The 20,300-nt window shown below is 68.7% G+C and carries 23 protein-coding genes and 1 pseudogene; 15 read left to right on the top strand and 9 right to left on the bottom strand.

Annotated features, from left to right (window positions below; genetic code table 11):
• Window positions 1-112: pseudogene (locus FV234_RS21550) on the top strand (IS5/IS1182 family transposase); the annotation flags it as partial.
• On the opposite strand, the gene FV234_RS26315 reads toward FV234_RS21550, so the two are convergent.
• Complete coding sequence (locus tag FV234_RS26315; protein ID WP_210250948.1) at window positions 107-946, bottom strand: ATP-binding protein; 840 nt, start codon at window positions 944-946, stop codon at window positions 107-109. The pseudogene FV234_RS21550 and the gene FV234_RS26315 sit on opposite strands and share 6 nt — an antisense overlap.
• On the opposite strand from FV234_RS26315, the gene FV234_RS26310 reads away from it, so the two are divergent.
• A complete protein-coding gene (locus FV234_RS26310; RefSeq protein WP_210250946.1) occupies window positions 930-1,475 on the top strand; it encodes a hypothetical protein in 546 nt (181 codons plus the stop codon). The genes FV234_RS26315 and FV234_RS26310 overlap by 17 nt on opposite strands.
• Here FV234_RS26310 and FV234_RS21540 read toward each other — a convergent pair.
• Window positions 1,439-2,158, bottom strand: a complete 720-nt coding sequence (locus FV234_RS21540; protein ID WP_147812725.1) for a response regulator — start codon at window positions 2,156-2,158, stop codon at window positions 1,439-1,441. The two genes, FV234_RS26310 and FV234_RS21540, sit on opposite strands and share 37 nt — an antisense overlap.
• 189 nt (window positions 2,159-2,347) lie before the next feature.
• Here FV234_RS21540 and FV234_RS21535 point away from each other — a divergent pair, with 189 nt between their 5' ends.
• The 9 genes from FV234_RS21535 (at window position 2,348) to FV234_RS21485 (ending at window position 11,580) form a co-directional block, all read left to right on the top strand.
• The gene (locus tag FV234_RS21535; protein ID WP_238280901.1) at window positions 2,348-2,686 is read left to right on the top strand and encodes a hypothetical protein; all 339 of its coding nucleotides are present in this window, start codon (window positions 2,348-2,350) and stop codon (window positions 2,684-2,686) included.
• Window positions 2,687-2,757: 71 nt separating this feature from the next.
• The gene (locus FV234_RS21530; protein ID WP_147813126.1) at window positions 2,758-3,153 is read left to right on the top strand and encodes a hypothetical protein; all 396 of its coding nucleotides are present in this window, start codon (window positions 2,758-2,760) and stop codon (window positions 3,151-3,153) included.
• 827 nt (window positions 3,154-3,980) lie between these two features.
• Window positions 3,981-5,216 carry an MFS transporter gene (locus FV234_RS21520; RefSeq protein ID WP_147813130.1) on the top strand — a complete coding sequence of 412 codons (1,236 nt, stop codon included), beginning with the start codon at window positions 3,981-3,983 and terminating at the stop codon, window positions 5,214-5,216.
• Window positions 5,217-6,752: 1,536 nt separating this feature from the next.
• Entirely contained in the window at window positions 6,753-7,253 is a 501-nt protein-coding gene (locus FV234_RS21510; protein ID WP_147831553.1) for a hypothetical protein, read from the top strand.
• A 105-nt stretch (window positions 7,254-7,358) separates the two neighbouring features.
• Window positions 7,359-7,859: a PRC-barrel domain-containing protein gene (locus tag FV234_RS21505; protein ID WP_147813162.1), complete on the top strand. Its 501-nt coding sequence runs from the start codon at window positions 7,359-7,361 to the stop codon at window positions 7,857-7,859.
• Window positions 7,860-8,058: 199 nt separating this feature from the next.
• Window positions 8,059-8,325: an Rmf/CrpP family protein gene (locus tag FV234_RS27115; protein ID WP_348643089.1), complete on the top strand. Its 267-nt coding sequence runs from the start codon at window positions 8,059-8,061 to the stop codon at window positions 8,323-8,325.
• 94 nt (window positions 8,326-8,419) lie between these two features.
• Window positions 8,420-8,707, top strand: coding sequence for a hypothetical protein (locus FV234_RS21495; protein WP_246685324.1), 288 nt, complete (start codon window positions 8,420-8,422; stop codon window positions 8,705-8,707).
• Window positions 8,708-8,821: 114 nt separating this feature from the next.
• The gene (locus FV234_RS21490; RefSeq protein ID WP_147813138.1) at window positions 8,822-10,906 is read left to right on the top strand and encodes an ATP-binding protein; all 2,085 of its coding nucleotides are present in this window, start codon (window positions 8,822-8,824) and stop codon (window positions 10,904-10,906) included.
• 11 nt (window positions 10,907-10,917) lie between these two features.
• The gene (locus tag FV234_RS21485; RefSeq protein ID WP_147813164.1) at window positions 10,918-11,580 is read left to right on the top strand and encodes a response regulator transcription factor; all 663 of its coding nucleotides are present in this window, start codon (window positions 10,918-10,920) and stop codon (window positions 11,578-11,580) included.
• A gap of 601 nt (window positions 11,581-12,181) precedes the next feature.
• Here the strand turns inward: FV234_RS21485 and FV234_RS21480 are convergent.
• The 4 genes from FV234_RS21480 to FV234_RS21465 form a co-directional block, all read right to left on the bottom strand.
• Entirely contained in the window at window positions 12,182-12,676 is a 495-nt protein-coding gene (locus FV234_RS21480) for a DUF302 domain-containing protein (RefSeq protein WP_187273753.1), read from the bottom strand.
• Window positions 12,677-12,772: 96 nt separating this feature from the next.
• Window positions 12,773-13,639 (bottom strand): alpha/beta hydrolase, encoded by an 867-nt coding sequence (locus tag FV234_RS21475; RefSeq protein ID WP_147831557.1) that lies wholly within the window; start codon window positions 13,637-13,639, stop codon window positions 12,773-12,775.
• 14 nt (window positions 13,640-13,653) lie between these two features.
• Window positions 13,654-14,655 carry an NADP-dependent oxidoreductase gene (locus tag FV234_RS21470; RefSeq protein WP_147831551.1) on the bottom strand — a complete coding sequence of 334 codons (1,002 nt, stop codon included), beginning with the start codon at window positions 14,653-14,655 and terminating at the stop codon, window positions 13,654-13,656.
• Window positions 14,656-14,692: 37 nt separating this feature from the next.
• On the bottom strand, window positions 14,693-15,481 hold the full coding sequence (locus FV234_RS21465) for an SDR family oxidoreductase (protein WP_147813146.1): 789 nt from the start codon (window positions 15,479-15,481) through the stop codon (window positions 14,693-14,695).
• A gap of 109 nt (window positions 15,482-15,590) precedes the next feature.
• Here FV234_RS21465 and FV234_RS21460 point away from each other — a divergent pair, with 109 nt between their 5' ends.
• Window positions 15,591-16,136 (top strand): TetR/AcrR family transcriptional regulator, encoded by a 546-nt coding sequence (locus FV234_RS21460; protein WP_147813148.1) that lies wholly within the window; start codon window positions 15,591-15,593, stop codon window positions 16,134-16,136.
• Between the two features lie 265 nt (window positions 16,137-16,401).
• On the opposite strand, the gene FV234_RS21455 is transcribed toward FV234_RS21460, so the two are convergent.
• The gene (locus tag FV234_RS21455; RefSeq protein WP_147813150.1) at window positions 16,402-16,845 is read right to left on the bottom strand and encodes a hypothetical protein; all 444 of its coding nucleotides are present in this window, start codon (window positions 16,843-16,845) and stop codon (window positions 16,402-16,404) included.
• Between the two features lie 75 nt (window positions 16,846-16,920).
• Here FV234_RS21455 and FV234_RS21450 point away from each other — a divergent pair, with 75 nt between their 5' ends.
• Window positions 16,921-17,346 (top strand): SDR family oxidoreductase, encoded by a 426-nt coding sequence (locus FV234_RS21450; RefSeq protein ID WP_246685325.1) that lies wholly within the window; start codon window positions 16,921-16,923, stop codon window positions 17,344-17,346.
• Between the two features lie 258 nt (window positions 17,347-17,604).
• Here the strand turns inward: FV234_RS21450 and FV234_RS21445 are convergent, their stop codons facing one another.
• Window positions 17,605-19,041, bottom strand: coding sequence for a YncE family protein (locus FV234_RS21445; protein WP_147813152.1), 1,437 nt, complete (start codon window positions 19,039-19,041; stop codon window positions 17,605-17,607).
• A complete protein-coding gene (locus FV234_RS21440; RefSeq protein ID WP_147831549.1) occupies window positions 19,038-19,493 on the bottom strand; it encodes a DUF305 domain-containing protein in 456 nt (151 codons plus the stop codon). Before FV234_RS21440 ends, FV234_RS21445 begins: the two co-directional genes overlap by 4 nt.
• 181 nt (window positions 19,494-19,674) lie before the next feature.
• On the opposite strand from FV234_RS21440, the gene FV234_RS21435 reads away from it, so the two are divergent.
• Together FV234_RS21435 and FV234_RS21430 are read left to right on the top strand one after the other, a co-directional pair.
• Window positions 19,675-20,058 (top strand): hypothetical protein, encoded by a 384-nt coding sequence (locus FV234_RS21435; protein WP_147831547.1) that lies wholly within the window; start codon window positions 19,675-19,677, stop codon window positions 20,056-20,058.
• A 43-nt stretch (window positions 20,059-20,101) separates the two neighbouring features.
• On the top strand, window positions 20,102-20,300 hold a 199-nt coding region (locus FV234_RS21430; protein ID WP_281407967.1), incomplete at its 3' end, for a sigma factor.

Here is a 20,300-nt window from a genome sequence, read left to right as displayed (position 1 = left end):
CTGCCGCCGTCTCGCGAAGGATTGGGAATGCAAAAGCCGGAAAGGGCGAGCGTTCGTCCTCTTGGCCTCCATCCGCCTCATGACCCGAAAGCTCTGTCAGAAAACATTATGATGCCGGACAGACTCTCAGGCCACCGCCGGCCCGGTTGACCAGCGCCACGTCGCCGCCATGCGCGCGGATCGCCGACCGTGCGATGGTGAGGCCGAGACCGGTCCCGCCCGTGTCCGCGTTACGCGAACCCTCCAGCCGCGCGAAGGGTGCGAACATCTCCTCGATCCGATCATCGGGTATCCCCGGCCCGTCGTCGTCGACGAGGATACAGATGCCGTCACCGCCCCGCTCAAGGGTGATCCGCGCCCTGTCGCCGTAGCGGACGGCGTTCTCGACGAGGTTGTCGAGGGCCCGACGCAGCGCCATCCGCCGGCCATGGAACGGAAGGTCGGCCGGCGACGCGACGGTTACGTCCTGTCCCAGGACCACGTGGTCGTCCGCAAGGGCCCGGACCATCTCGGCGAGGTCCAACGGGCCGCTGTCCTGGGAGAGCGCATCGTCCCGGGCGAACGCCAGGGTCGCGTCGACCATCCGCTTCATGTCCGAGATCGTGCGGACCATCGCGTCCCTCAGTTCGCCGTCCTCGACCATCTCGGCCCGGAGCCAGAGCGAGGCGATGGGGGTGCGCAGGTCGTGGCTGATGGCGGCCAGCATCCGGGTGCGGTCGGCGACGAAGGCCCGCGAGCGCTCCTGCATCCGGTTGAATGCCGCCGTCATGATCCGCAACTCGCGCGGGCCGCATTCCGCCAGGGGCTCGAACGCTGCGCCCCGACCGGCCATCTCCGCGGCCCTGGCGAGGTCCGCCACCGGACCGACGATCCCGCGTCTGGCGACGGCGACGACCACGAGCACGGCGACCACGCTGGCCAGGACCTGGATGAGCGCGATCCGCATCCACGGCGGGGTACGCGACGCGAGCGGAGCCTCGGCGTTGAGCCAGCGCCCGTCGTCGAGCCGGACGGAGACCCGCAGGGCCTGGTTCCTGTCCGACAGGCGGCCCGGGGGGGGCATTGTTCCCGACGTCGCGCTCGACAAGGGCGATCCGCGCCTGGCTCGCGTCGTCCTTCATGCGTCGGTCGATCCGCCGTGCAAGGCGCGTCTCGTCGGCTCCCATCGCGCCTTCTGGGACGAGGCTGCCGGCATCAATGGTGAAGCGGTGGCGGGGGGAACCGTAGGCCGCGACCACGCTCGGGACGGTGTCGGGCTGGACCGCGTCGAGCAGGCGGACCAGCGTGGCGATGCGGTCGACCACCTGGGTCCGGGCCGCCGCCCGGCCGACCCGCGACGACTCGTGAGCGAACATCGCGAAGGCCACGCCCTGGGCGCCTACGACGGCGAGCACCAAGAGGAGCGCGAGACGGCCGCCGAGCGAGTGCGGCACCAGCCTCAAGGCACCGTCCTCACCTCGGCCGGCAGGACGTAGCCGCCGCCCCAGACGGTCTTGAGGAGACCCGGATTGGCCGGGTCGCGCTCCAGCTTGCGTCGGAGGCGGCTGACCTGGTTGTCGATGCTGTGGTCGAACGCGTCGGCGGTCCGGCCGCTGGTCAGGTCGAGGAGTTGGTCACGGGACAGCACCACCCGCGGATGCCGGGTCAACGCAGTTAGCAGGCGGAACTCAGCCGTGCTGAGCGCGACAGGGGTGCCGGCGTCGTCGACGAATTCGCGCCGGTCGGTGTCCAGCGTCCAACGGTCGAACGCCAGCTTGCGTCCGTCGGCCTCGTCCCGGGTGCGGGGCAGCGCGCGCGTGCGCCGGAGGAGGTTCTTGATGCGGGCGAGGAGCTCGCGCGGCTCGAACGGCTTAGTGACGTAGTCGTCGGCCCCGATCTCCAGACCGACGATCCGGTCGGTCCCCTCCGCCAGGGCGGTGAGGAGGATGACGGGCGTGTCGTAGGCCTCCCGGATATGGCCGCAGACCGACAGGCCGTCCTCTCCCGGCATCATGATGTCGAGGAGCACGAGGTCGATGGCACTTCCCGCCAGGACGACGCGAGCGGCCGCCGCGTCCGCGGCGACGGTGACCCGGAGCTCGTGCTTCCTCAGGTAGGCCGCGAGCGGATCGCGGATGTCGCGATGGTCGTCCACCACCATGATGTGTGCGTCGTCCATGTCGCGAACCTTTCGTACTGGACCCTAACGCGCGGCGGCGTCCGCCTCCCGGGGGATTCTGTCGCGAGATGTATCGGGACCTTCGAACCCGCGACGGCTCGCGACGAAAATGGGGTTTCCCGGCAAATTCCTGCGACAGGCCGGCGGCAAGGTGCGGGCAGTCGAAACACCGCATTGGGAGACGAAGCGATGACGAAGGAAGCGGTACGCGCGCCGACCCTGTTGAGGCGGCTCCTGCCCGCGGCCCTGCTGGCGGCCGGTCTGGCGGCGCCGTTGGCCACCGCCGGCACGGCCGAGGCCCGGGACGGCTGCGGCCTCGGGGGCCACCGCGGGTTCTACGGGTACTGCCGGCCCAACCTCGGACCAAGGGTGTTCTACCGGCCCTACGCCTTCCGGCCCGCCTTCTACGGACCGCGACGGTTCGGTTGGGGCGGTCCTCGCTGGGGTGGCTACCGGCATGTCGGCTGGGGCCATCGCGGGTGGGGCCATCGCGGTTGGGGCCACCACGGCTGGCATCACCGTTGGTGACCCTGTCGAGGCTAGGGGCCGTGCCATCCGGCGCGGCCGCGGGACGACCCGGTGACGCAAGAGGTGCGATCATGACGAAGGCTATCGCCTGCCTGACCCTGTGCACGCTCCTGGCGGTTACGTCCGCATCCGCCCAGACGCCTGAGGGCACCGACCCGCCGAAGGGTGCTGGGGCCGTCGGCATGGACCTGTCGACGTTCCTTTCGCGCAACCGCACACGGATCATGCGGGCCGATGCCGATCACGACGGGCGCGTCAGCCGGGCGGAATGGGCGGCCTGGTGGGACGCTCGTCCCGGCAAGGGGCCTTACGACCCTGCCGGGCGGTTCCGGGCCATCGACGCGGACGGCGATGGCTTCCTCACCGCCGAGGAGATCGACGCAACGTCTTCCAAGCGGTTCGCCCGGCTCGACGCCGACCACGACGGTCGCGTCGTCCGTGCGGAGCGGCCCTGCCGCGCCAAGTGAACCGAATGCCCGGGATCGGGGTTCGGATAGCGGTCTTTCCCAGGGCACGGCCTACGCGCTGTGCCAGCCACAACGAAAGAATCAGAATGAAGCTCACAGGTCTCATCGTCGGCGGGTTCGCGACCCTGCTGATGGCAGGCGGGGCCCAGGCCCTTCCCATGCCGGCCGGCGGTCTCGGCGTGGACGCTCCCACCGTCCAGGTCCGCGCCGGTTGCGGCTTCGGTGCCCATCGCGGTCCGTTCGGGGGCTGCCGCTTGAACCGCGGACCGCGCGGCGCCATGCGGCGGGCCATCACGGGCGCGCCGCGTGGTTGCCCGCCCGGTCTCTACCGTGGACCGGGCGGTCGCTGCCGTCGCTAACGCCGACGTTCCGGTCGTTTGCCGACCGGGAACCTCGATGCTGAAAGACCTTCGCCCGGTCCTCGAACCGGGCGGGGGCGGGCGTGGCGGCTCCGGGTCCGGAACGGCATGCCAAGGCCGATCCCGCTGCGGAGGCACTCATTCCCCGGCGTGCTACGCCGGTGTGGCCTTGATCGTCGCTGGGGTCGCGACACTGAAGCTGGCCCACTGATCGACGTAGGGAGACGCCGGGCGGACCGCCTGCCTTCACCCGGCCTCGCCACGTCCATATCGATTCTGCCGTTCCTCAACGAAAGGATCGGCTTGCTCCCATCCGGTCAAGATCCCGAGGGACGGTCGGCGGTCAATTGAGATCTTACGATGCCTTCCCTGTCCCAACGGGCGGATGGGGCCGGCGCCTAGGGAACGCAATCGGTGCAGGCGCGTCACTTCCCGTCACGTCGATACGGGAACAGGCGTCATGAGAGCATGAATGGGAGAGCGGAACGGCCAGGTCCGGCGGACGGAGCCGGGGAAGCGCGGGACCTGCACCCGCGCAAGTTCGACCTCCTCAACCTGACCCTTGTCGACGTCAACGGCGGACTCCGGCCCTACCTCAACGTCTTCCTGCTCGTGCATCGGGAATGGAGCGCGACGACGGTCGGGTTGGTGACCACCATTGCGGGTCTCATCGGCGTCGGCCTGCAGGCGCCCCTCGGTGCCGTCATCGACCGCGCGCGCGATAAGCGCATGGCCATCGTGGCCGCGTTGCTGGCAGCGTCGGCCGGGGCCGCGGTGATCGCGATCTGGCCGCAGTTCTGGCCGGTGCTGGTGGCGTTCACGGTGCTGACCGCGGCGGGCAGCAGCTTCACCCCGACCATCGCCGGCCTCACCCTCGGCATCTTTCCGAAGGCGCGCCTGTCCCGCCGGATGGGCCGGAACAGTGCCTGGTACCGGGGCGGCAACGTCTGCATCGCCGTCCTGATCGCCCTGGTGGGCTACGGCTTCCCGGATCGGGCCGTATTCTTCCTGGTACCCGCCCTATCGCTGCTGGCGGCGGCGGCCGTGCTCTCCATCCCGCGCGACATCGTCGGTCAGGAGCTCGCCGAGGAGGTGAAGCCCAAGGCGAAAAGCGGCTCCGCACTCAAGGTGCTCCTCGCCAACCGCCCCCTCCTGATCTTCGCCGCGTCGATCTTCCTGTTTCAGCTGGCGAACGGGCCGATGGCCTCGCTCGTCGCCCAGAAGATCTCCTTGGCGCACGAGGACTGGTCGGCCGCGATCACCTCGACGACCATCATCGCGGCCCAGGTCGTGATGCTCCCCATGGCCATCATGGTCGGGCGTTTCGCAGACGGCTGGGGGCGCAAGCCCATCATTCTGTTCGCCTTCGCGATGCTGCCGGTCCGGGCACTGCTCTACACGGTGTCCGACGACGCGATCTGGCTGTTCGCGGTCCAGTCCCTGGAGGGCGTGAGCACCGGCCTCTACAGCGCGATCAAGCCGCTGATGATCGCCGACTTCATGGAGGACAAGAGACGGTACAACCTCGCCTCGGGCGCCATCGCGACCGTCCAGGGCGTCGCCATCGCCCTGTCGAACGTGCTCGCCGGCAGCATCGTCGACCTCAGCGGGTTCACCGCGGCGTTCCTCGTCTCCAGCGCCATCGGGTCCGCCGCCGCCCTCCTGCTGACCCGAATGCCGGAACCGTCGTGCGTCAAGGCATGAGGTGGGCGGACCGTTCAGCGCTCAGCATCGGCGCGCCGTCCAGTCGGTGGGCAGCGGATACGAGTAGGCCCGGCCGCAATTGAATGGGCGTCCGGGCCTATGCTGATCGATCCCGGCGGCCCCGGCCGTCGTCGAGCCGCCGGCCGCGGCGGTTTGGGTGGTCCCGGCATCGGGCCGCACGACCATGGGGCGAGCGTCGCCGACAGGACGGCTCCTTTCCTTGGTCCTCGGGCATAGCCAGGGGGCGAAGGCATTCGTCGGCTGCCGCAAGATTGCCCGGAACGGGTCCTGCCAGGGACCCGTCCACCGGAACCCCGAGGATGTCCGCTATCGCTTCCGGCCGTACGAGAGCCTTCGCCCCGGGCTCGATCATCCTCGGTCCCGTACGATCTCGGTGAGGCTTGATCCAGGGAAACGGCACGGCGACAAGTTCGTGGCCGTCTACCGTCCAGGGTTTGGTGATGTTGGACGGAGCACGACCTATCCGCCGCGGCCATTCTGATGCGAGGCGACTCGATGATCTTCCTTACCGACGCGGCCGGCCAATGCGTTTACACGAGCGCCGAATGGACGGCGGTCATCGGGCAGGAGGGCGACGACGCCCGCGGCCGGGGTTGGCTCGCACGCGTGCATCCGGATGACAGGTCCCATCGACGCGTCTGACCGTCGCCTGCGCCCATCCGTGAGAGGGGAAGGCCCATAGGCAAACCATCGCCCCATGGTCGACTGCTCACTGCCCGTTCGGTTTGTGGGCGACATCTTCACGGTGGGTCGAAACCGCCCTCGGTCCATCGGTGATGCGGGCGGATCCGCGTTCCCGATCAGGTCGCCAGGGCCAGGATCAGGCAGAGCACCACGACGCATCCGAGGAAGGCCAGCCCGACCGCGTGGATCGCCCCAGGCGGCGCAACGCTCCGGTTGTCGTTGGCCGGCCGCGGAAGAGCTCCAGGCCAGCGTCGCCACCTGCGGCAAGCCGAGGGCGCCTCAAGCCAGGAATTTCCGGCATCCGAACCTAGCTCACGTCGGCATGTCATGGGCGGGGTACCGGATGCGGTTCTGGTCGGGGGCGAGGTCCGATGCGTCGAGCCCTCCACCGTAACGGGCCCAGTCCTCGACGGAGTGTTCGGCCGCCGGCGCCGGTCCGGCACTGGGAACACCGAATGGCGAGACGCCGCCGGGCCGCCTCCGGAGCGTGCGGAGCAGCCGTGCCGTTCGGCGCATCGCTTGCCTCATGCGTACCCCTGCCACTCGGCCGTGTGAGCCCCGATCCGCCGCCGAGGCACGCCCTGACCGCGACCTCGTATGACGCCGCATGGATTGCAACCCGCACTCGGTGGGGGCCCAGGCGGCTGTCAGGTTTACCCTGACGGAGTTGCGGTCTTCTCTGACTGATCGGGGCACCTCCGGCGACCCAGATGACGAGGTGAGCCGGAAAGGCTGCGCCGGCCCGTTCCGGGCGCGTTCGACAAGGCCGGAACGCCGGTCGAGCCTTTCCTCCCACCGCGCGGCCAGGCATGGCCCATCCAGAGTCGCTCCATGAAACGCATCGCAGTCGCCCTCGCCGCGGTATCGAGCCTCGTCCTGTTCGCCCCATCGAGCGAGGCGAGGCCCTTCGGCAGGGGGCATGGCTTCCACGGACATCACGGCGGCTTCCATGGACACCACCGTGGGTTCGGTGGCTTCCGGGGGCATCACGGCGGCTTCCGCGGCATCGGCTTCCGCTCGCACCGACATGGGTTCGGCGGCTATCGCGGGTTCGGCTTCCGGCACGCCCGCTTCGGGTACGGGCGCCACTACGGTCGCTACGGTTACCGTCGCGGCTATCGCGGTTTCGGCCTCGCGACCGGCCTCGGCCTCGGGCTCGCCGCCGCGGCGATCCGGCCGGCCTATTATGGTGCCGGATACGGCCGTCCCTACGGCTACGGCTATGGATACGGCTACGCCCCGGTCCGCTACGGCTACGGCTACGGCTATGGATACGGTTACGCCCCGGTCCGCTACGGCTACGGCCGCCCGTACCTCGGCTGCGGCTACTAAGCCCCGCACGCGAGTCGAGGGCTTGGGCCGCCCGTGGCAGGTCCAAGCCCTCGACTGACGGATGTCGGCCCCGTGCCGATGCTTTCCCAGATCGAGGAGAACCGGATGAAGAACATCGTTGTCAGCGCGCTCGTCGCCAGCGCATTCCTTGCCGGTCCCGCGCTCGCGCAGGACAAGGCCATGCAGAAGCCTGCCAGTGACCAGACCGGCCAGATGAAGGCCCCGGCGGCCGGCACCGCGATGCCCACTTCGACGGGCGGAATGAGCGGCATGACCATGGCAGACACGGCCACCGCCAAAATCAGGTTCGTCACCGCGACGCCGGCCGAGGTGACCTCCTCGAAGCTCGTCGGCAAGAACCTCTACAACAAGCAGAACGAGACCGTCGGCGAGATCGAAGACCTGGTCATCGACAACGGGAAGACCGTCTCCGGCCTCGTCGTCAGCGTCGGTGGCTTCCTCGGGATTGGCGAACGCTACATCCTGGTCGATCCCGCTTCGGTCTTCCTCCACCGCGCCGACGGCACGCTCAAGGCCATGGTCGACACCGACAAGGACACGCTGAAGAACGCGCCTGCCTTCAAGTACAACAAGAAGAGTTCCTGAGAGACGTTCGCGGTCGGGGCGGCCAACCATCCATGGCCCGCCCCGCCGCTTCGCCGGGTGAAAGGAACGCAACGGTCCATCGGCAACGGTCAAGCGCGTTCCGCATCCGCGGGTGTCGGGAAGATCCTGACACGCGTCGGAGAGAACGGCAGGGGCCGTGAAACAAGCTTGTCGGTGCCGTCGATCCGGGCGCTACTCGATGCCGTCGAACGGTTTTCGAGATGACGGAGAGGAAGCGCCGATGATCATGGATGTCATCAAGCAGGGCGCGCGCGCCCGAACCATGGGTCGCCCGAGGGACGCATGCCCCTATCCCGGGGACTCGCGCGAACGCCGCGCCTGGTACGAGGGCTTTGACGGATCGGTCTGGGACCTCGACACAAGGGTGCCGCATCCGCGCGTGATGGTACGGGTCGCAGGGCTCCGGCCTGACGCGTCGGCCCCGGAACTTTCGGCGGCGACCTAAGGCGCCCCTCGGTGGGGTCGGCTCGTCCGTGCACTGCGGGCCCGGGTCGGCGCCCTTGCCGGAGCCATGCCGACGAGGGTCGGGATATCGATGCATGGGCTATATGGGCAGGAAGAAACCGTCGTCGCTGGAAGGCCATACCTTCGGCAGACTGGAGCGTGTGGTGACCGCCCTGGTGGAGGCCGGCCTCGATCAGGACGGCATTCCACCGCCGAACCTGATCGAACGCCTGAGGTACCTGGAGCAAGGCGTGCTCGCCTCGGAAGGCGACCGTCAAACCCTTCAAGTCATAGCCTCGGGACGACGCCTCCTCGGGGACGACGCGGGGTCACCGCGGTTCCGCGGGGCCTTGGACATCGAGGTGGATGAAGGGTCTCGGTGATACCGGGCTACCGGTGCCGGGCGTCTCGGCTGTCGGGCGCATAGGCTTTAGGATCGGACATGTCGGACCGGCGGCATCCTCCGCCATGGAAGGGGCCGTCCGAGGGTCGCATTCATGACCATCCGGGGAAAAGTCCGTTCCGACGGGGCGGATCAGGCGCAACTCAGCCGTGGCAACGGTCGCACCGTCGTCGCGCTGGCGCTCGCGGCCGCCATTCCGGTTCTCCTGCTCAGCGGCTGGGTCGCCACGTCGATGGCGCAGCAGCAGCGCGACCTCACCCGCAGTGCCGCGGTGGCCAGCGCGAGCCGCGTCGCCGAGCGCGTCTCTTCCGACATCGCAGCGCAGATCGGCGTCCTCGAAGCGGAAGCGGCATCCTCCACCCTCGACAAGCCAGACCTCGCCGCTTTCTACGCCGAGGCCGAGCGGGTCAAGCGGGCCCGGCCCCTGTGGGAGACCGTCGAGCTTTCCAGGCCGGACGGCGTCCAGATCGTCAACCTGCTCCGCTCCCTCGACGACGAGCTCGGACCCACCGCCGACCGCCGAAGCTTCGACGCCGTCGTCGGGACGCATCGCCCCGTGGTCGGCGGCATCGGCCCGGTCGGGCCGGTCTCGGGCAAGCGCCTCGTCGCGTTGCGGGTCCCAGTCATCAGGAAAGGCGACCTCCGCTACGTCCTATCGGTCGGACTCGCCAACGACGCGGTCAGCTCGATCCTGCGCGACGCCGGCGCACCGGATGGCTGGGTCGGGACCATCGTCGATGCCGACGGCAACACCATCGCCCGCACCCGCGCCGAGGCGGAGGAACTCGGGCAACCCGCCGACGCCGCACTCCAGGCGGCGATCCGGCACGCGCCCAACGGCTTCTACTCGGGCTCCACCCTGGAGGGATCGAACGTCGAGGTGGTCTATCGCACGCTGCAGGACACCGGTGGCTGGTCGGTGCATTTCGGAATGCCGGCCGCGACGCTGAACGCCCCGGTCCTGCGCTCCTACCTCGTCCTGGCCGGCGGCAGTGTCCTCAGCATCGGCCTCGCCCTCGCGCTGGTCGGCCTGGTGGGCCGCGACATGGCGCAGAGACGGGCCGGCGAGCGGGCGCGGTTTTCCCTGGCGCTGAGGTCGAGCGAGGAGCAGGGCGCCGTCGCCGCCGATGCCGCCGAGCTCGGAACGCTGCGATGGGATACGGTCCGGGGTAAGGTGACGGGGTCGCCGCGCGCGGCCCAACTGCTCGGTTGGAGGGCCGACGTCGCGGAGGGCGGCGAGACGGAGGCCGACGTCGGCATGGTGATCGGGACGGTCCACCCGGACGACCGCGCCCGCCTCTCCGACGACCTGCGCTGGAGCCTGGCGGACGGGGGGGCTTTCGACGTCGAATTCCGCGTCGACGGCACGGGTCCCGAGCCGCGCTGGGTACGCCTGGCCGGCCGCGCGCCCCGCCTGCGTGACGCCGCCGCGGCCGGCCTGGTCTACGGCGTGGTGTCCGACATCGAGCCGCGCAAGCGCGCCGAGGCGGAGCGCCTCGAACTCCTCCGCCGCCTCGGCGAGGCGCAGGAGAATGAACAGCGCCGCATCGCGCGCGAGCTCCACGACCAGGTCGGCCAGACCGTCACGGGCCTATCGCTCGGCCTGAAGGGCCTGGAACGGCTGCTCGCATCCTGCGTCGCCGCCCCGGAAGCGACCCGGCAGGTCCAATGGCTGCAATCGCTCGCCGGCGAGATCGGGCGCGACATCCATCGCGCGGCCGTCGACCTGCGCCCGACCGCCCTCGACGATCTCGGCCTGCACGAGGCCCTCGCCACCCTGCTCCGGGAGTGGGGGCGGCGCCATGGCGTCCGCGCCGACCTGGAGTTCCTCGGCGACCCCGTCCGCTTGTCCGCCGCCGCCGAGACCGCGATCTATCGGATCGTGCAGGAGGCGCTCACCAACGTCCTGAAGCACGCCGAGGCCGACACCGTCAGCGTCTCGGTCGAGCACCGTCCGCAGGAGGTGCGGGTGATCGTCGAGGACGACGGAGGCGGTTTCGATCCCGAGGTCGTTCCCGGGATGACGGAGGACGGTTCACCGGCCAAGCCGCGCCTGGGCCTGTCCGGCATCCGCGAGCGCCTGTCGCTCCTCGGCGGTGCGCTGACGCTGGAAACCTCTCCGGGGGTCGGCACGACGTTGTTCATCGCCATCCCCGTTCCGCAGGCCGCCTGCGCATGAAGGACCTGTCCATGGGCCGCATCCGCGTCGTCCTCGCCGACGACCATCCCATCGTCCTCGCCGGCATCCGGGCGCTCCTGAACGCCGACCCCGAGATCGAACTGGTCGGCGAGGCCACGAACGGCGGCGAGGCGCTTCCCCTGATCCGCTCGGTCTCGCCCGAGGTCGCCGTTGTCGACGTGTCGATGCCCGGCCTCAACGGCCTCGAACTGACGGAGCGGGTCACCGCCGAGTGCACCGAGACCAGGGTCCTCGTCCTCACGGTCCACGAGGACGCCGCCTACGTCCAGCCGCTGCTGAGGGCCGGCGCCAGGGGCTACCTACTGAAACGCTCCGCGGCCGAGGACCTCCTCAGGGCGGTCCATGCGGTGGCGGCGGGTGGCGTTTACCTCGACCCGTCCGTCGCGGGCCACGCCATGCAGCAACCCGCGACATCGGCGAAGGGTACCGGAGGCGACGGTGGCGAGGCGCTCAGCCCACGGGAGACGGAGACGCTACGCCTCATTGCGCAGGGTCTCAGCAACAAGGAGATCGCCCGACGGATCGACGTCAGCGTGAAGTCGGTCGAGACCTACAAGGCCAGGGCCGCCGAGAAGCTCGGGCTGAGGACGCGGGCGGAGATCATCCGCTATGCCGCGTCCCACGGCTGGTTGGATGCGCTGACCCTACGCTAGCTCCGGCGGACATATTCCCGGACGCGGCCATCACGGAAAGTCCACCCTCTTGGCTCGGCGATGTCATGGGCATGAGGCGTGACGGGCAGACGTGATGAAGGAAGCATCGCCTGGCCTGCATGCGCAGGCCATATCGCACGAAGCGGCCGCAGAGGCGTGTTGCGAACCGGATCGCCTCCCCATTCCCCTGCTCGTGCGAGCGCATGTTCGACGCGCGCCTGGCGGCGGTGCGGTTGATGACCAGCGTCCTGGCATCCGCGAGGTCGTAGGTGGCCAGGGCGAACCTCCGGATGGGCCTGCGCCGGTTCTGACCTCCGCCGGACCGTAAGGCCGGGAGGGCATGTCGGTCGTCGTGATGGTGCGGATGCCGCCCTTTGCACCGCCGGCCAACCGCTGGAGGCGAGCTTCGAAGACCGGTTCGTGAAACAGCCAGCACCTCAGTTCGTCGTCACGCGCTGCCGAAAGTTGCATGCACGAGACGATGCACTGGCTCCCGGACGCGCCGAGCGCGTCGGATACCTTCGTCGTGCCCGGGCCGGATACGATCAGGGTTCGGACCGCGTTTGCCGTCACAAGCGATGCCGGGTCCGAAGGGACCCCTTCAGGCCTTGGCGCCGGAGATCTGCTCGGCGAGCGCGATTAGCTTGGCATCGAGCTTGAGGGCCGCGTCATGGACCCGTCCGTCATGGATCGTGCTCATCAGGCTGGAGGGCAGGTCGTAGGCAACCCGCGTCCCGCCATCCGCATCCTCGTAGATGGCCAAGCGGACCGGTACGTTGAGGCCGACCGCCATGCTGTGACGCATCATCGTCTGGGCGATCAGCGGGTTGCCGAGCACGAACATCACGCACTTGCCCTCAATGCCGACCCAACGCAGCCACTTGCCGTGATCGACCGGCAGGAAGGACATGAACCCGCTTCTGCCTTCTCGGGAATGGGCCAAGGCCTCGAAGCCCTCCCGGCTTGTGACCTCCGCCGCGGCTTGGTCGAACCCCTCCTCCACCGAGCCGACGGCTTCCCGGAAGGCCGCGACCACGGCGTCGTAGCTGCGGTCGCTGAGATGGACATGATGACGAACCGCGATGTCCTGGATCATGCGGATGCTACCTTGTCTGGGACGTATGATGGATCCGGTATCGACCAGAGGGCGCGGAGCCATTCGACGGCCCGCGCCCCATCGACGGTGCCTTGTTCAGCCATCCAGGAAGGCGACCGCCTTCGGTGTAAAAGCTTGGTGGTACTGGAAGATGCCGCCGTGGCCGGCATCCTCGTAGATGACGAGTTCGGCGTCCGGCAGGCGACGCGCCATATCTGCGGAGTTCGCGCTCGGCACCATGATGTCCCGGTCTCCGTTCACGACGAGGACGGGTCGCTCGATCCGGCCCAGGTCCTGTGGCCCCTGCCGACCCCAGGCGTGGATCGCCTTGAGTTGCCTCCGGAACGCCCCGATCCCGACCGACGGGTCCCGATCCGACGTGCGCTCCTTCAGGCGTCCCAGGAACGCCTTCGCCGCACGGCGACTGGCTTCCGAAGCGGTGAAGAACAAGTACGTCTTCGGATCCCGGAAGGTCAGCAGCCCCTTCACGATGAGCGGCCACGACACCGACCCGACCTTATCGATGCCAGTGCCACCGGCAGGTCCGGTCCCGGCCAGGATCAGCCTGCGCACGAGGGCAGGCTCCCGCAGCGCGACCTCCTGCGCCACGAAGCCTCCCAGCGAGAAGCCGACGATGTCGACCCGATCCAGGACGAGGGCCCGGATGGTCGCAACGGTGTCGGCCGCCATCTCAGCCACCGTAAGTGGTGCTTGGCCGCCCGAGGCACCGATGCCGCGATAGTCGAGCGCGATGACCGGACGACCTGCGGCGAGCCCGTCGACGATGCGCGGGTCGAAGTTGTCGAGGTTCGCTCCCCAGTGATTGAGCAGGATCACCGGTACCCCGGATGCCGGCCCGAGTTGCCGGTACGCGAAGGTCGTCCCGGCGGCCGCAACGCTCCGGGTCGGGGCGTCGACCCACCTGCGCGCGAGATCGGCGAAGCGGGATATGGGCATGTCCATGTGAGGTGTTCCCGTCATCGGATCTCGACCACGACCTTGCCCTTGGACCGGCCGGCCTCCAGGTCGGTCAGGGCCTCGTCTGTCGCCGCGAACGGGAACACCCGGTCCACGACCGGGCGGATGGTTCCCGCCTCGATCAGGGCCGCGATCTGCGCGAGTTGCGCCCCGTTCGCCCGCATGAACAGGAACGCGTAATCGACGCCGCGCGCCTTGGCCTTGCGACGGATGCCGAGGCTCAACACGCGCATGACCAGCGCGAGGACAACGTTCAGCCCCTGCGCCTTGGCGAAGGTCGGGTCCGGCGGCCCGGAAATCGAGATCAGCTTGCCACCCGGCTTGAGCACGTCCAGCGACTTCCGGAGCGTGTCGCCGTCGAGGCTGTTCAGGACGACGTCGTAGCCGGACAGGACCTTCTCGAAGTCCTGGCGCTTGTAGTCGATGACGATGTCGGCCCCGAGGCTCCTGACGAGGTCGGCGTTCCCCGCGCTCGCCGTGGTCGCGACCGTGGCGCCGAGGTGCTTGGCGAGTTGGATGGCGAAGGTGCCGACGCCACCGGAGCCGGCGTGGATCAGCACCTTGTCCCCCCGTTTGAGCTTGGCCTGCTCGACCAGGACCTGCCATGCGGTCAGGCCAACGAGGGGAATGGAGGCCGCCTCGGTCATCGAGAGGTTTTTGGGCTTGAGCGCGACGTCCGCCTCGTCGACGGCGATGCGCTCGGCGAGGGTGCCGATGCGACCGTCCCGCGGGCGGGCATAGACTTCGTCGCCCACCTTGAAGCGTCGGACATTGGCCCCGGTCCGGACGACGGTCCCGGCAAGGTCGTGCCCGAGGACGAAGGGCGGCTTATACGGCAGGAGGAGCTTGAACTCGCCGTTGCGGATCTTGGCGTCCAGGACGTTGAGCCCGGCCGCAGCGATCTCGACCAGGACGTCACCGGGCCCCATCGCTGGCTCCGGCAGGTCGCCGAGCCGAAGCGGCTGCTTCTTCTTGTATCGGTCGAGAATGAACGCCTTCACGGGACTACGGTCTCCAAACTTTTGCGATTTCGACGATTCACGGGGCGGGAGCGTAGCGCGGTGCTGGGAGGACCTGGGCGAACCCCGGGATCATCGCCTGACGCGCCGCCTGGAAGGCGTCCCACTGCCCGGCGTCGTGGAGCGGCGGGATGGTCACGGGCTCGCGGCGGTCGAACCCGACCAGGGCGGCGTCCACGAGGTCGCCGACCTCCATCATCGGCGGCAACGTGGCCGGGTCTGCTCCCGAGCGGCTCCAGATCTCGGTGCGCGTTGCCGCCGGCAGCACTGCCTGCACGTACACCCCCTTGGGCGACAGCTCGTGGCTCAGGCCCTGGGACAGGAACAGGACGAAGGCCTTGGTCGCGCCGTAGACCGACATGCCGAACTCTGGGGCCAATCCGACCACGGAGCCGATGTTGACGATGGCGCCCGTCCCGGCCTTGGCGAGGCGGGGCGCGACCGCGCTGGAGAGCCGAAGCAGCGACGTCGCGTTGAGGGTCACGATCCGCTCGACGTCGTCGGTGGCCTGCTCGATGAAGCTGCCGCCGACGTTGCCGCCTGCGTTGTTGATCAGGATGCCGATGCGGTCGTCGTCGCACAGGCGCGCCTCCACGGCCCGGACCTGGTCCGGCACGGTAAGGTCGGCCGGCAGGACGTCGACGGCGACGCCGTACTCGCCGCGTAGGCGCCCGGCGAGTTCCTCCATCCGTGCCTTGTCACGGGCGACGAGGACGAGGTCGTGGCCGCGCCGGGCGAAGCGGTCGGCGTAGGTCGCACCGATCCCGGTGGAGGCGCCGGTGACGAGGACGGAGGGTTTGCGCGACATTGTACGATCCCTTGCATGACGTGGCGTTTTTTATGATCGCAATCATGATTGAAGCGAAATATGATCGCGATCATATTAGTGTCAACGGCAACGAAGGAGATTTTTTGCAATGCGTGTGACCCAGGAGCAGATGCGGGAGAACCGCCACCGCATCCTGTCCGAGGCCAGCCGGCTGTTTCGGGAGAAGGGCTTCGACGCGGTCGGGGTCGCCGAGGTGATGAAGGCTGCGGGCCTGACGCACGGCGGCTTCTACGGTCACTTCGCCTCCAAGGAGGACTTGATGGCGCATGCCATCGCCCATGCCACGGCCGAGGTCTCGGGAAGGGGCGGCGACTTGGAAGGGGCCATCGCGAGGTATCTATCGCCTGCGCATCGGGACGATGCGGCGGACGGGTGCCCGATGGCGGCCCTGGCAGCCGATATCCGTCACCGGCCGCCGGCGGCGCGTTCGGCTATGACGACCGGCATCCGAACGCAGATCGATCGCATGACCGAGGCGCTCCCCGCCGGCGTCACCGCCAAGCGACGCCGCGAGGCCATCGGCACCTACGCTGCCCTGATCGGTGCGCTCGTCCTCGCGCGTGCGGTCGACGACCCAATGCTGTCGGACGAGATCCTCGCCGAGACACGGGCCTGGATGGGTTACGACGCTTGATGATCACGTCCGGTGGTGCAGGCCGCAAAAGCCGACAGGACCGATGTCCGCTGCGGGAGCGTTATCGGCGCCATCCCCGGAACCGCCAGTTTCGTGTCTGGTGCGCAACCGTGGCCCTATCCCTCGGGTGCCCGGCTAGGGGTCCGCTGGCCACGTAAGGCAGCCTGTCGACGAGTCGCGGTAGCGACGAATTCCAAGTGGCGTGACGCCTTTGTATCCCTGCCGGCCCCTCGATCCGATGGCGTCGGTCGCGGTTTCCCGATGGCTATCCCCGCAAGTCCTGAAGCTCCCGACGGCATGCCTCCCCGAAGTCCGCGAGCGGATCGGGCGCGTCCCCGCGCATGAAGGTCGCCCGGATCTCCGCGAAGGTCAGGTTCGGTGCGTGGTAAGTCTCTACGACGAAGCCCGTCAGACGCTCGGCCGCCTCGACCACGGGCCTGGAAGACCGCAGGCGCATCCTGCCTATGATGGCGAACAGGCCGACGACCACCTCCGGTCCATCCGGATCGTGGGTCAGGGCGTCCGCGAGGCATTTCGATGCTTCCGCGATGAACTCGTCGTACAAAGCCTCGCGCTTCGCAACCTCGCCCGCCTGCCACTGTGCCTTCCGCTGGCCGTTCTGCGTAAGCCAGGTCGTGACCATCGACGAAGCTGCCCCCACCAGGGATCCTGCGAGGCCCGTGGCAGCCGTTAGGACCGCGATCTCCATGGTGTCCCGTCTCCGCCACTCAGCGTCCGTTGCTCGCCCGAGGATGACGAGAGTACCTTCGTGCGTGTTAGATACATGAAGCGCGCCTTCGACGAGCGGATCTGGGCCGCAGTCCATACCCTATGGACGCTCGGTGACCGCCTCGCTTCGGATGGCTCCGTGACCTTCATCTCGGGGGCACTTGCGGATCGCCCGAGTGCCCAGGGAACGGCAGTGCTCGCCGCCGCCTCGGCGGCGATGGAGGCTTTTGCCCGGGGCCTGGCGCTGGAACTCGCGCCGATACGCGTTAGCACGCTCTCACCCGGCACCACGGACACACCGCTTCTTTCCCGTACGCTGGGCGCTCATCGTGACGCCTACGTCGCCGCCCTCAGGGAGAAGCTACCGCAGCGTCGTCTCGGCACGGCGGAGGAGGCTGGCGCAGCTGTCGTCTTCCTCATGAGCAACGGCTTCATGAACGGCGAGACCCTCCACATCGATGGCGACGCCCGACTGGTTTGACCGCCCGACCCAAACTTTGCCGAAGTCTACCTGCCCAAAGTCGTTCCCCGAACGAAGGTCCGCTTCATGGCTTGGGCTCCAAGAAGCGGACCGGCACCAATCCACCCGATCCGGTCATAGAGCGGACCGGCGGGTCCCGACCCAACTACGCCATAGAAGCAGGCTGACGCTGTTCTCGAAAGCAGACATCGAGGCTGGGCTCGCGTCACGGAGGCATTGTTTGAGATGTTCCCCTTCCGGACTGGCGACACCGCTCGATTAATCCGTGATCTGCACCTGCTCGACGCCGCCGAGTTTGCCGGGCTTGCCCGCCGCGACCACGAGGTAACGGCGGCTCGGGCCGGCGTCCTTGCGGGTGACTTGCCGGATCGGGCCGATCGCGTTGACGATGGCCGCGCCGGCCGGGTTGGTGGTGAAGGCGGCGAGTGGCTCCAGGCCGGTCGCGCCCTTCGGATCTGCGGACAGCGCCAGCACGAACGGCATCTTCGGCGCCAGTCCCGTGATCGCGGCCTGCAGCGTCTGCAGCACGCCCTGGTCGAACAGGGTGACCTGCGTCGCCGGCTTGCCGTCGCTGCCCGCGAGCGACAGCGCACTGGTCTGGCCTGCGACCCCCAGCGGCTGCAGGTTTTGCATTCCGTCGCCCTCCGGTACGGCGTTCGGGACGTAGGCGACGCCCTGCGGACCCTGCCCGATCGGCACCTCGGCGATCACCGTGTTCGACGCGGTGTCGATCACCGCGGCCTTGTCGGCGTTCTCCAGGCCGACATAGACGCGGGTGCCGTCGCCCGAGGGCCAGAGCCCGTGCGGCAGGGCGCCGGTCGGGATCGTTGCGAGCTGGGAGAAATCGTCGGTGAGGAACACCTTGACCTGGTTCAGGCCGCCGATCGTCACATAGGCGAACTGGCCGGCCTTGGTCGAGACGATGTTGACGTGGTTGGTGATTGGCCCGGTCTCGATCGTCTTCAGCGGCGCGAATGGCGGACGCGCCGAAAACACCTGGGTCCGGCCGACATCCTTGAGGGTGAACCACACCTGCTTGCCGTCCGGCGTGGCGGCGATGTCGGGGCAGAACGGGCTCTCCTGCTTCACGCGGCCGACGATGGCGTGGGTCTTGGTGTCGATGACGACGGTCTCGGGGCTGAAGCTGGAGCAGACGTAACCGTAGGTGCCGTCCGGCGAGAAGATCGTCATGCCCGGCCCGTTCGGTACGGTGATCCGGCGGGTCTCCATGGCGGTCGCGGCATCGAGCACGGCGATATAGTCCTCGCCGCGCACGCTCACCCAGACCTCTCGGCCGTCCGGCGTGAAGAAGGCTTCGTGCGGCGAGCGGCCGACATAGGCGGTGTGGCGGACCGCGTTGGTCGCCGTGTCGATGAAGCTCACGGAGTTCGAACCGATCGAGACCGCGAGCAGGGTCCTGTGGTCCGGCGAGAAGCCCATGCCGTGAACCAGAAGCTGCCCGCGATAGAGCGGGCTCAGATTTATCGGCGTCGGGTCGCCGAGCCGGATCACCCCGAGCAGGGTGTTGGCGGCGGGATCGATTACCGAGACCGTATTGGAGAACTGATCGGAGGTGTAGAACCGGTCTTTGCTGCTGATGGGCACGTCGGGCGCCGTGGTGGGGCCCGGAGCCTGCCCGGCGAAGGCCGAGCCGGAGAGCAGCACAAGGGCGAGAACGGTCAGGGCGGTCTTCATCGGCGGTGCTCCGAAGGCATCTCGGCGGCAGGTGCCGCGCCATGGTGGTGAACGGGAGGGGCGCCGGCGGACCGACCCGGCATCGCGGAGCGATCGGCGAGCGCGCGGCGCATCACATCGATCTCCTGGCCCTGCTCGACGACGATCCCCTGCGCGAGGCGGCGCAGGACCGGATCCTTGCCGTGGAGCAGCTCCGCCTTCGCCATCGCGATCGCGCCTTCGTGGTGCGGGATCATCATCGCGGCGAAGTCGCGGTCGGGGTCGCCCGAGGGCGGGACCATCATGTCGGCATGCATCTGCGCCATCGACTGCGCCATCATCGCGTCGAAGGACGCGGACGGAGCTGCCGCTGGCTCGGTGGCGGCCAAGGTCGGGCGCATCATCATCCGGCCGCCGACGAGGCCGCTCGCCATCAGCGCCGCCGTCACGGCAAATCCCAGTGCTCCGCGCATGCGGCTTCCTTTTGATCCGGTGTCGATGGGAAGGATGCCTGGGGCGCGGCTTTATTCCGCGGATGTGGCTGAGAGCCCGTTCACGCCTTCGTGATCTGTCGTCGAGAAGACGCGTGGAATAGAGGCGCCTCTTCGGCATCCCTCCCGATGCGGTCATGCTCGACCGCGGGAGACCTCACCCATGCGCACTCTGCTGATCCGCGCCGCCTTCGCGGCTGTCGCCTTCTCCGCCTTGGCCGCCCAGGCCGCCGCGCCTGCCATGACGGCCGAGACCGCCAAGGGGCCGGCGCTCGTCGATGCCAAGAGCATGACCCTATACACCTTCGACAAGGACAAGGGCGGCAAGTCGATGTGCAACGGCCCCTGCGCCATCAACTGGCCGGCCCTGATGGCCGCCTCCGGCTCGGCCGCCAGCGGCGACTGGACGATGGTGACGCGGGATGAGGGCACGATGCAGTGGGCCTACAAGGGCAAGCCGCTCTACACCTTTGCCAAGGACACCAAGCCCGGCGACATCAACGGCGACGGCTTCCTCAATGGCGCGTGGCACATCGCCAAGCCTTGATCGGTGAATGCCTTGATCGGCCCCCTCTGACCGGGAAGCGTCGTTGGACGAGATCGCCGCCCTGATCGAACCGCAAATCCCGGCCCTGCGGCGCTACGCCGTCGCGCTGTTGCGAGACCGCGAGGCGGCGGACGACCTCGTCCAGGACACCCTGGAGCGGGCCTTGTCCGCTTGGTCCGGGCGCCGCCGCGACGGCGACCTCCGAGCGTGGCTGTTCACGATCGAGCGCAACCTGTTCCTCG

The organism is Methylobacterium sp. WL8 (assembly GCF_008040045.1).
GTDB classification, from domain to species: Bacteria; Pseudomonadota; Alphaproteobacteria; order Rhizobiales; family Beijerinckiaceae; genus Methylobacterium; species Methylobacterium cerastii.
The sequence above is the reverse complement of the archived record's forward strand: the minus strand, read 5'-3'. Positions and strand labels throughout refer to the sequence as shown.

Bases quoted from the DNA above. Each gene is read 5' to 3' on its own strand.
- FV234_RS21475 (WP_147831557.1), bottom strand. From the start codon at position 13,639: ATGGACATGCCCATATCCCGCTTCGCCGATCTCGCGCGCAGGTGGGTC.
- FV234_RS21510 (WP_147831553.1), top strand. From the start codon at position 6,753: ATGAAACGCATCGCAGTCGCCCTCGCCGCGGTATCGAGCCTCGTCCTG.
- FV234_RS21505 (WP_147813162.1), top strand. From the start codon at position 7,359: ATGAAGAACATCGTTGTCAGCGCGCTCGTCGCCAGCGCATTCCTTGCC.
- FV234_RS21520 (WP_147813130.1), top strand. From the start codon at position 3,981: ATGAATGGGAGAGCGGAACGGCCAGGTCCGGCGGACGGAGCCGGGGAA.
- FV234_RS21495 (WP_246685324.1), top strand. From the start codon at position 8,420: ATGGGCTATATGGGCAGGAAGAAACCGTCGTCGCTGGAAGGCCATACC.
- FV234_RS21445 (WP_147813152.1), bottom strand. From the start codon at position 19,041: ATGAAGACCGCCCTGACCGTTCTCGCCCTTGTGCTGCTCTCCGGCTCG.
- FV234_RS21535 (WP_238280901.1), top strand. From the start codon at position 2,348: ATGACGAAGGAAGCGGTACGCGCGCCGACCCTGTTGAGGCGGCTCCTG.
- FV234_RS21435 (WP_147831547.1), top strand. From the start codon at position 19,675: ATGCGCACTCTGCTGATCCGCGCCGCCTTCGCGGCTGTCGCCTTCTCC.
- FV234_RS21540 (WP_147812725.1), bottom strand. From the start codon at position 2,158: ATGGACGACGCACACATCATGGTGGTGGACGACCATCGCGACATCCGC.
- FV234_RS26315 (WP_210250948.1), bottom strand. From the start codon at position 946: ATGCGGATCGCGCTCATCCAGGTCCTGGCCAGCGTGGTCGCCGTGCTC.
- FV234_RS21465 (WP_147813146.1), bottom strand. From the start codon at position 15,481: ATGTCGCGCAAACCCTCCGTCCTCGTCACCGGCGCCTCCACCGGGATC.
- FV234_RS21440 (WP_147831549.1), bottom strand. From the start codon at position 19,493: ATGCGCGGAGCACTGGGATTTGCCGTGACGGCGGCGCTGATGGCGAGC.
- FV234_RS21490 (WP_147813138.1), top strand. From the start codon at position 8,822: ATGACCATCCGGGGAAAAGTCCGTTCCGACGGGGCGGATCAGGCGCAA.
- FV234_RS21460 (WP_147813148.1), top strand. From the start codon at position 15,591: ATGCGTGTGACCCAGGAGCAGATGCGGGAGAACCGCCACCGCATCCTG.
- FV234_RS21530 (WP_147813126.1), top strand. From the start codon at position 2,758: ATGACGAAGGCTATCGCCTGCCTGACCCTGTGCACGCTCCTGGCGGTT.
- FV234_RS27115 (WP_348643089.1), top strand. From the start codon at position 8,059: ATGCCGTCGAACGGTTTTCGAGATGACGGAGAGGAAGCGCCGATGATC.
- FV234_RS21485 (WP_147813164.1), top strand. From the start codon at position 10,918: ATGGGCCGCATCCGCGTCGTCCTCGCCGACGACCATCCCATCGTCCTC.
- FV234_RS26310 (WP_210250946.1), top strand. From the start codon at position 930: ATGAGCGCGATCCGCATCCACGGCGGGGTACGCGACGCGAGCGGAGCC.
- FV234_RS21480 (WP_187273753.1), bottom strand. From the start codon at position 12,676: ATGATCCAGGACATCGCGGTTCGTCATCATGTCCATCTCAGCGACCGC.
- FV234_RS21450 (WP_246685325.1), top strand. From the start codon at position 16,921: ATGAAGCGCGCCTTCGACGAGCGGATCTGGGCCGCAGTCCATACCCTA.
- FV234_RS21455 (WP_147813150.1), bottom strand. From the start codon at position 16,845: ATGGAGATCGCGGTCCTAACGGCTGCCACGGGCCTCGCAGGATCCCTG.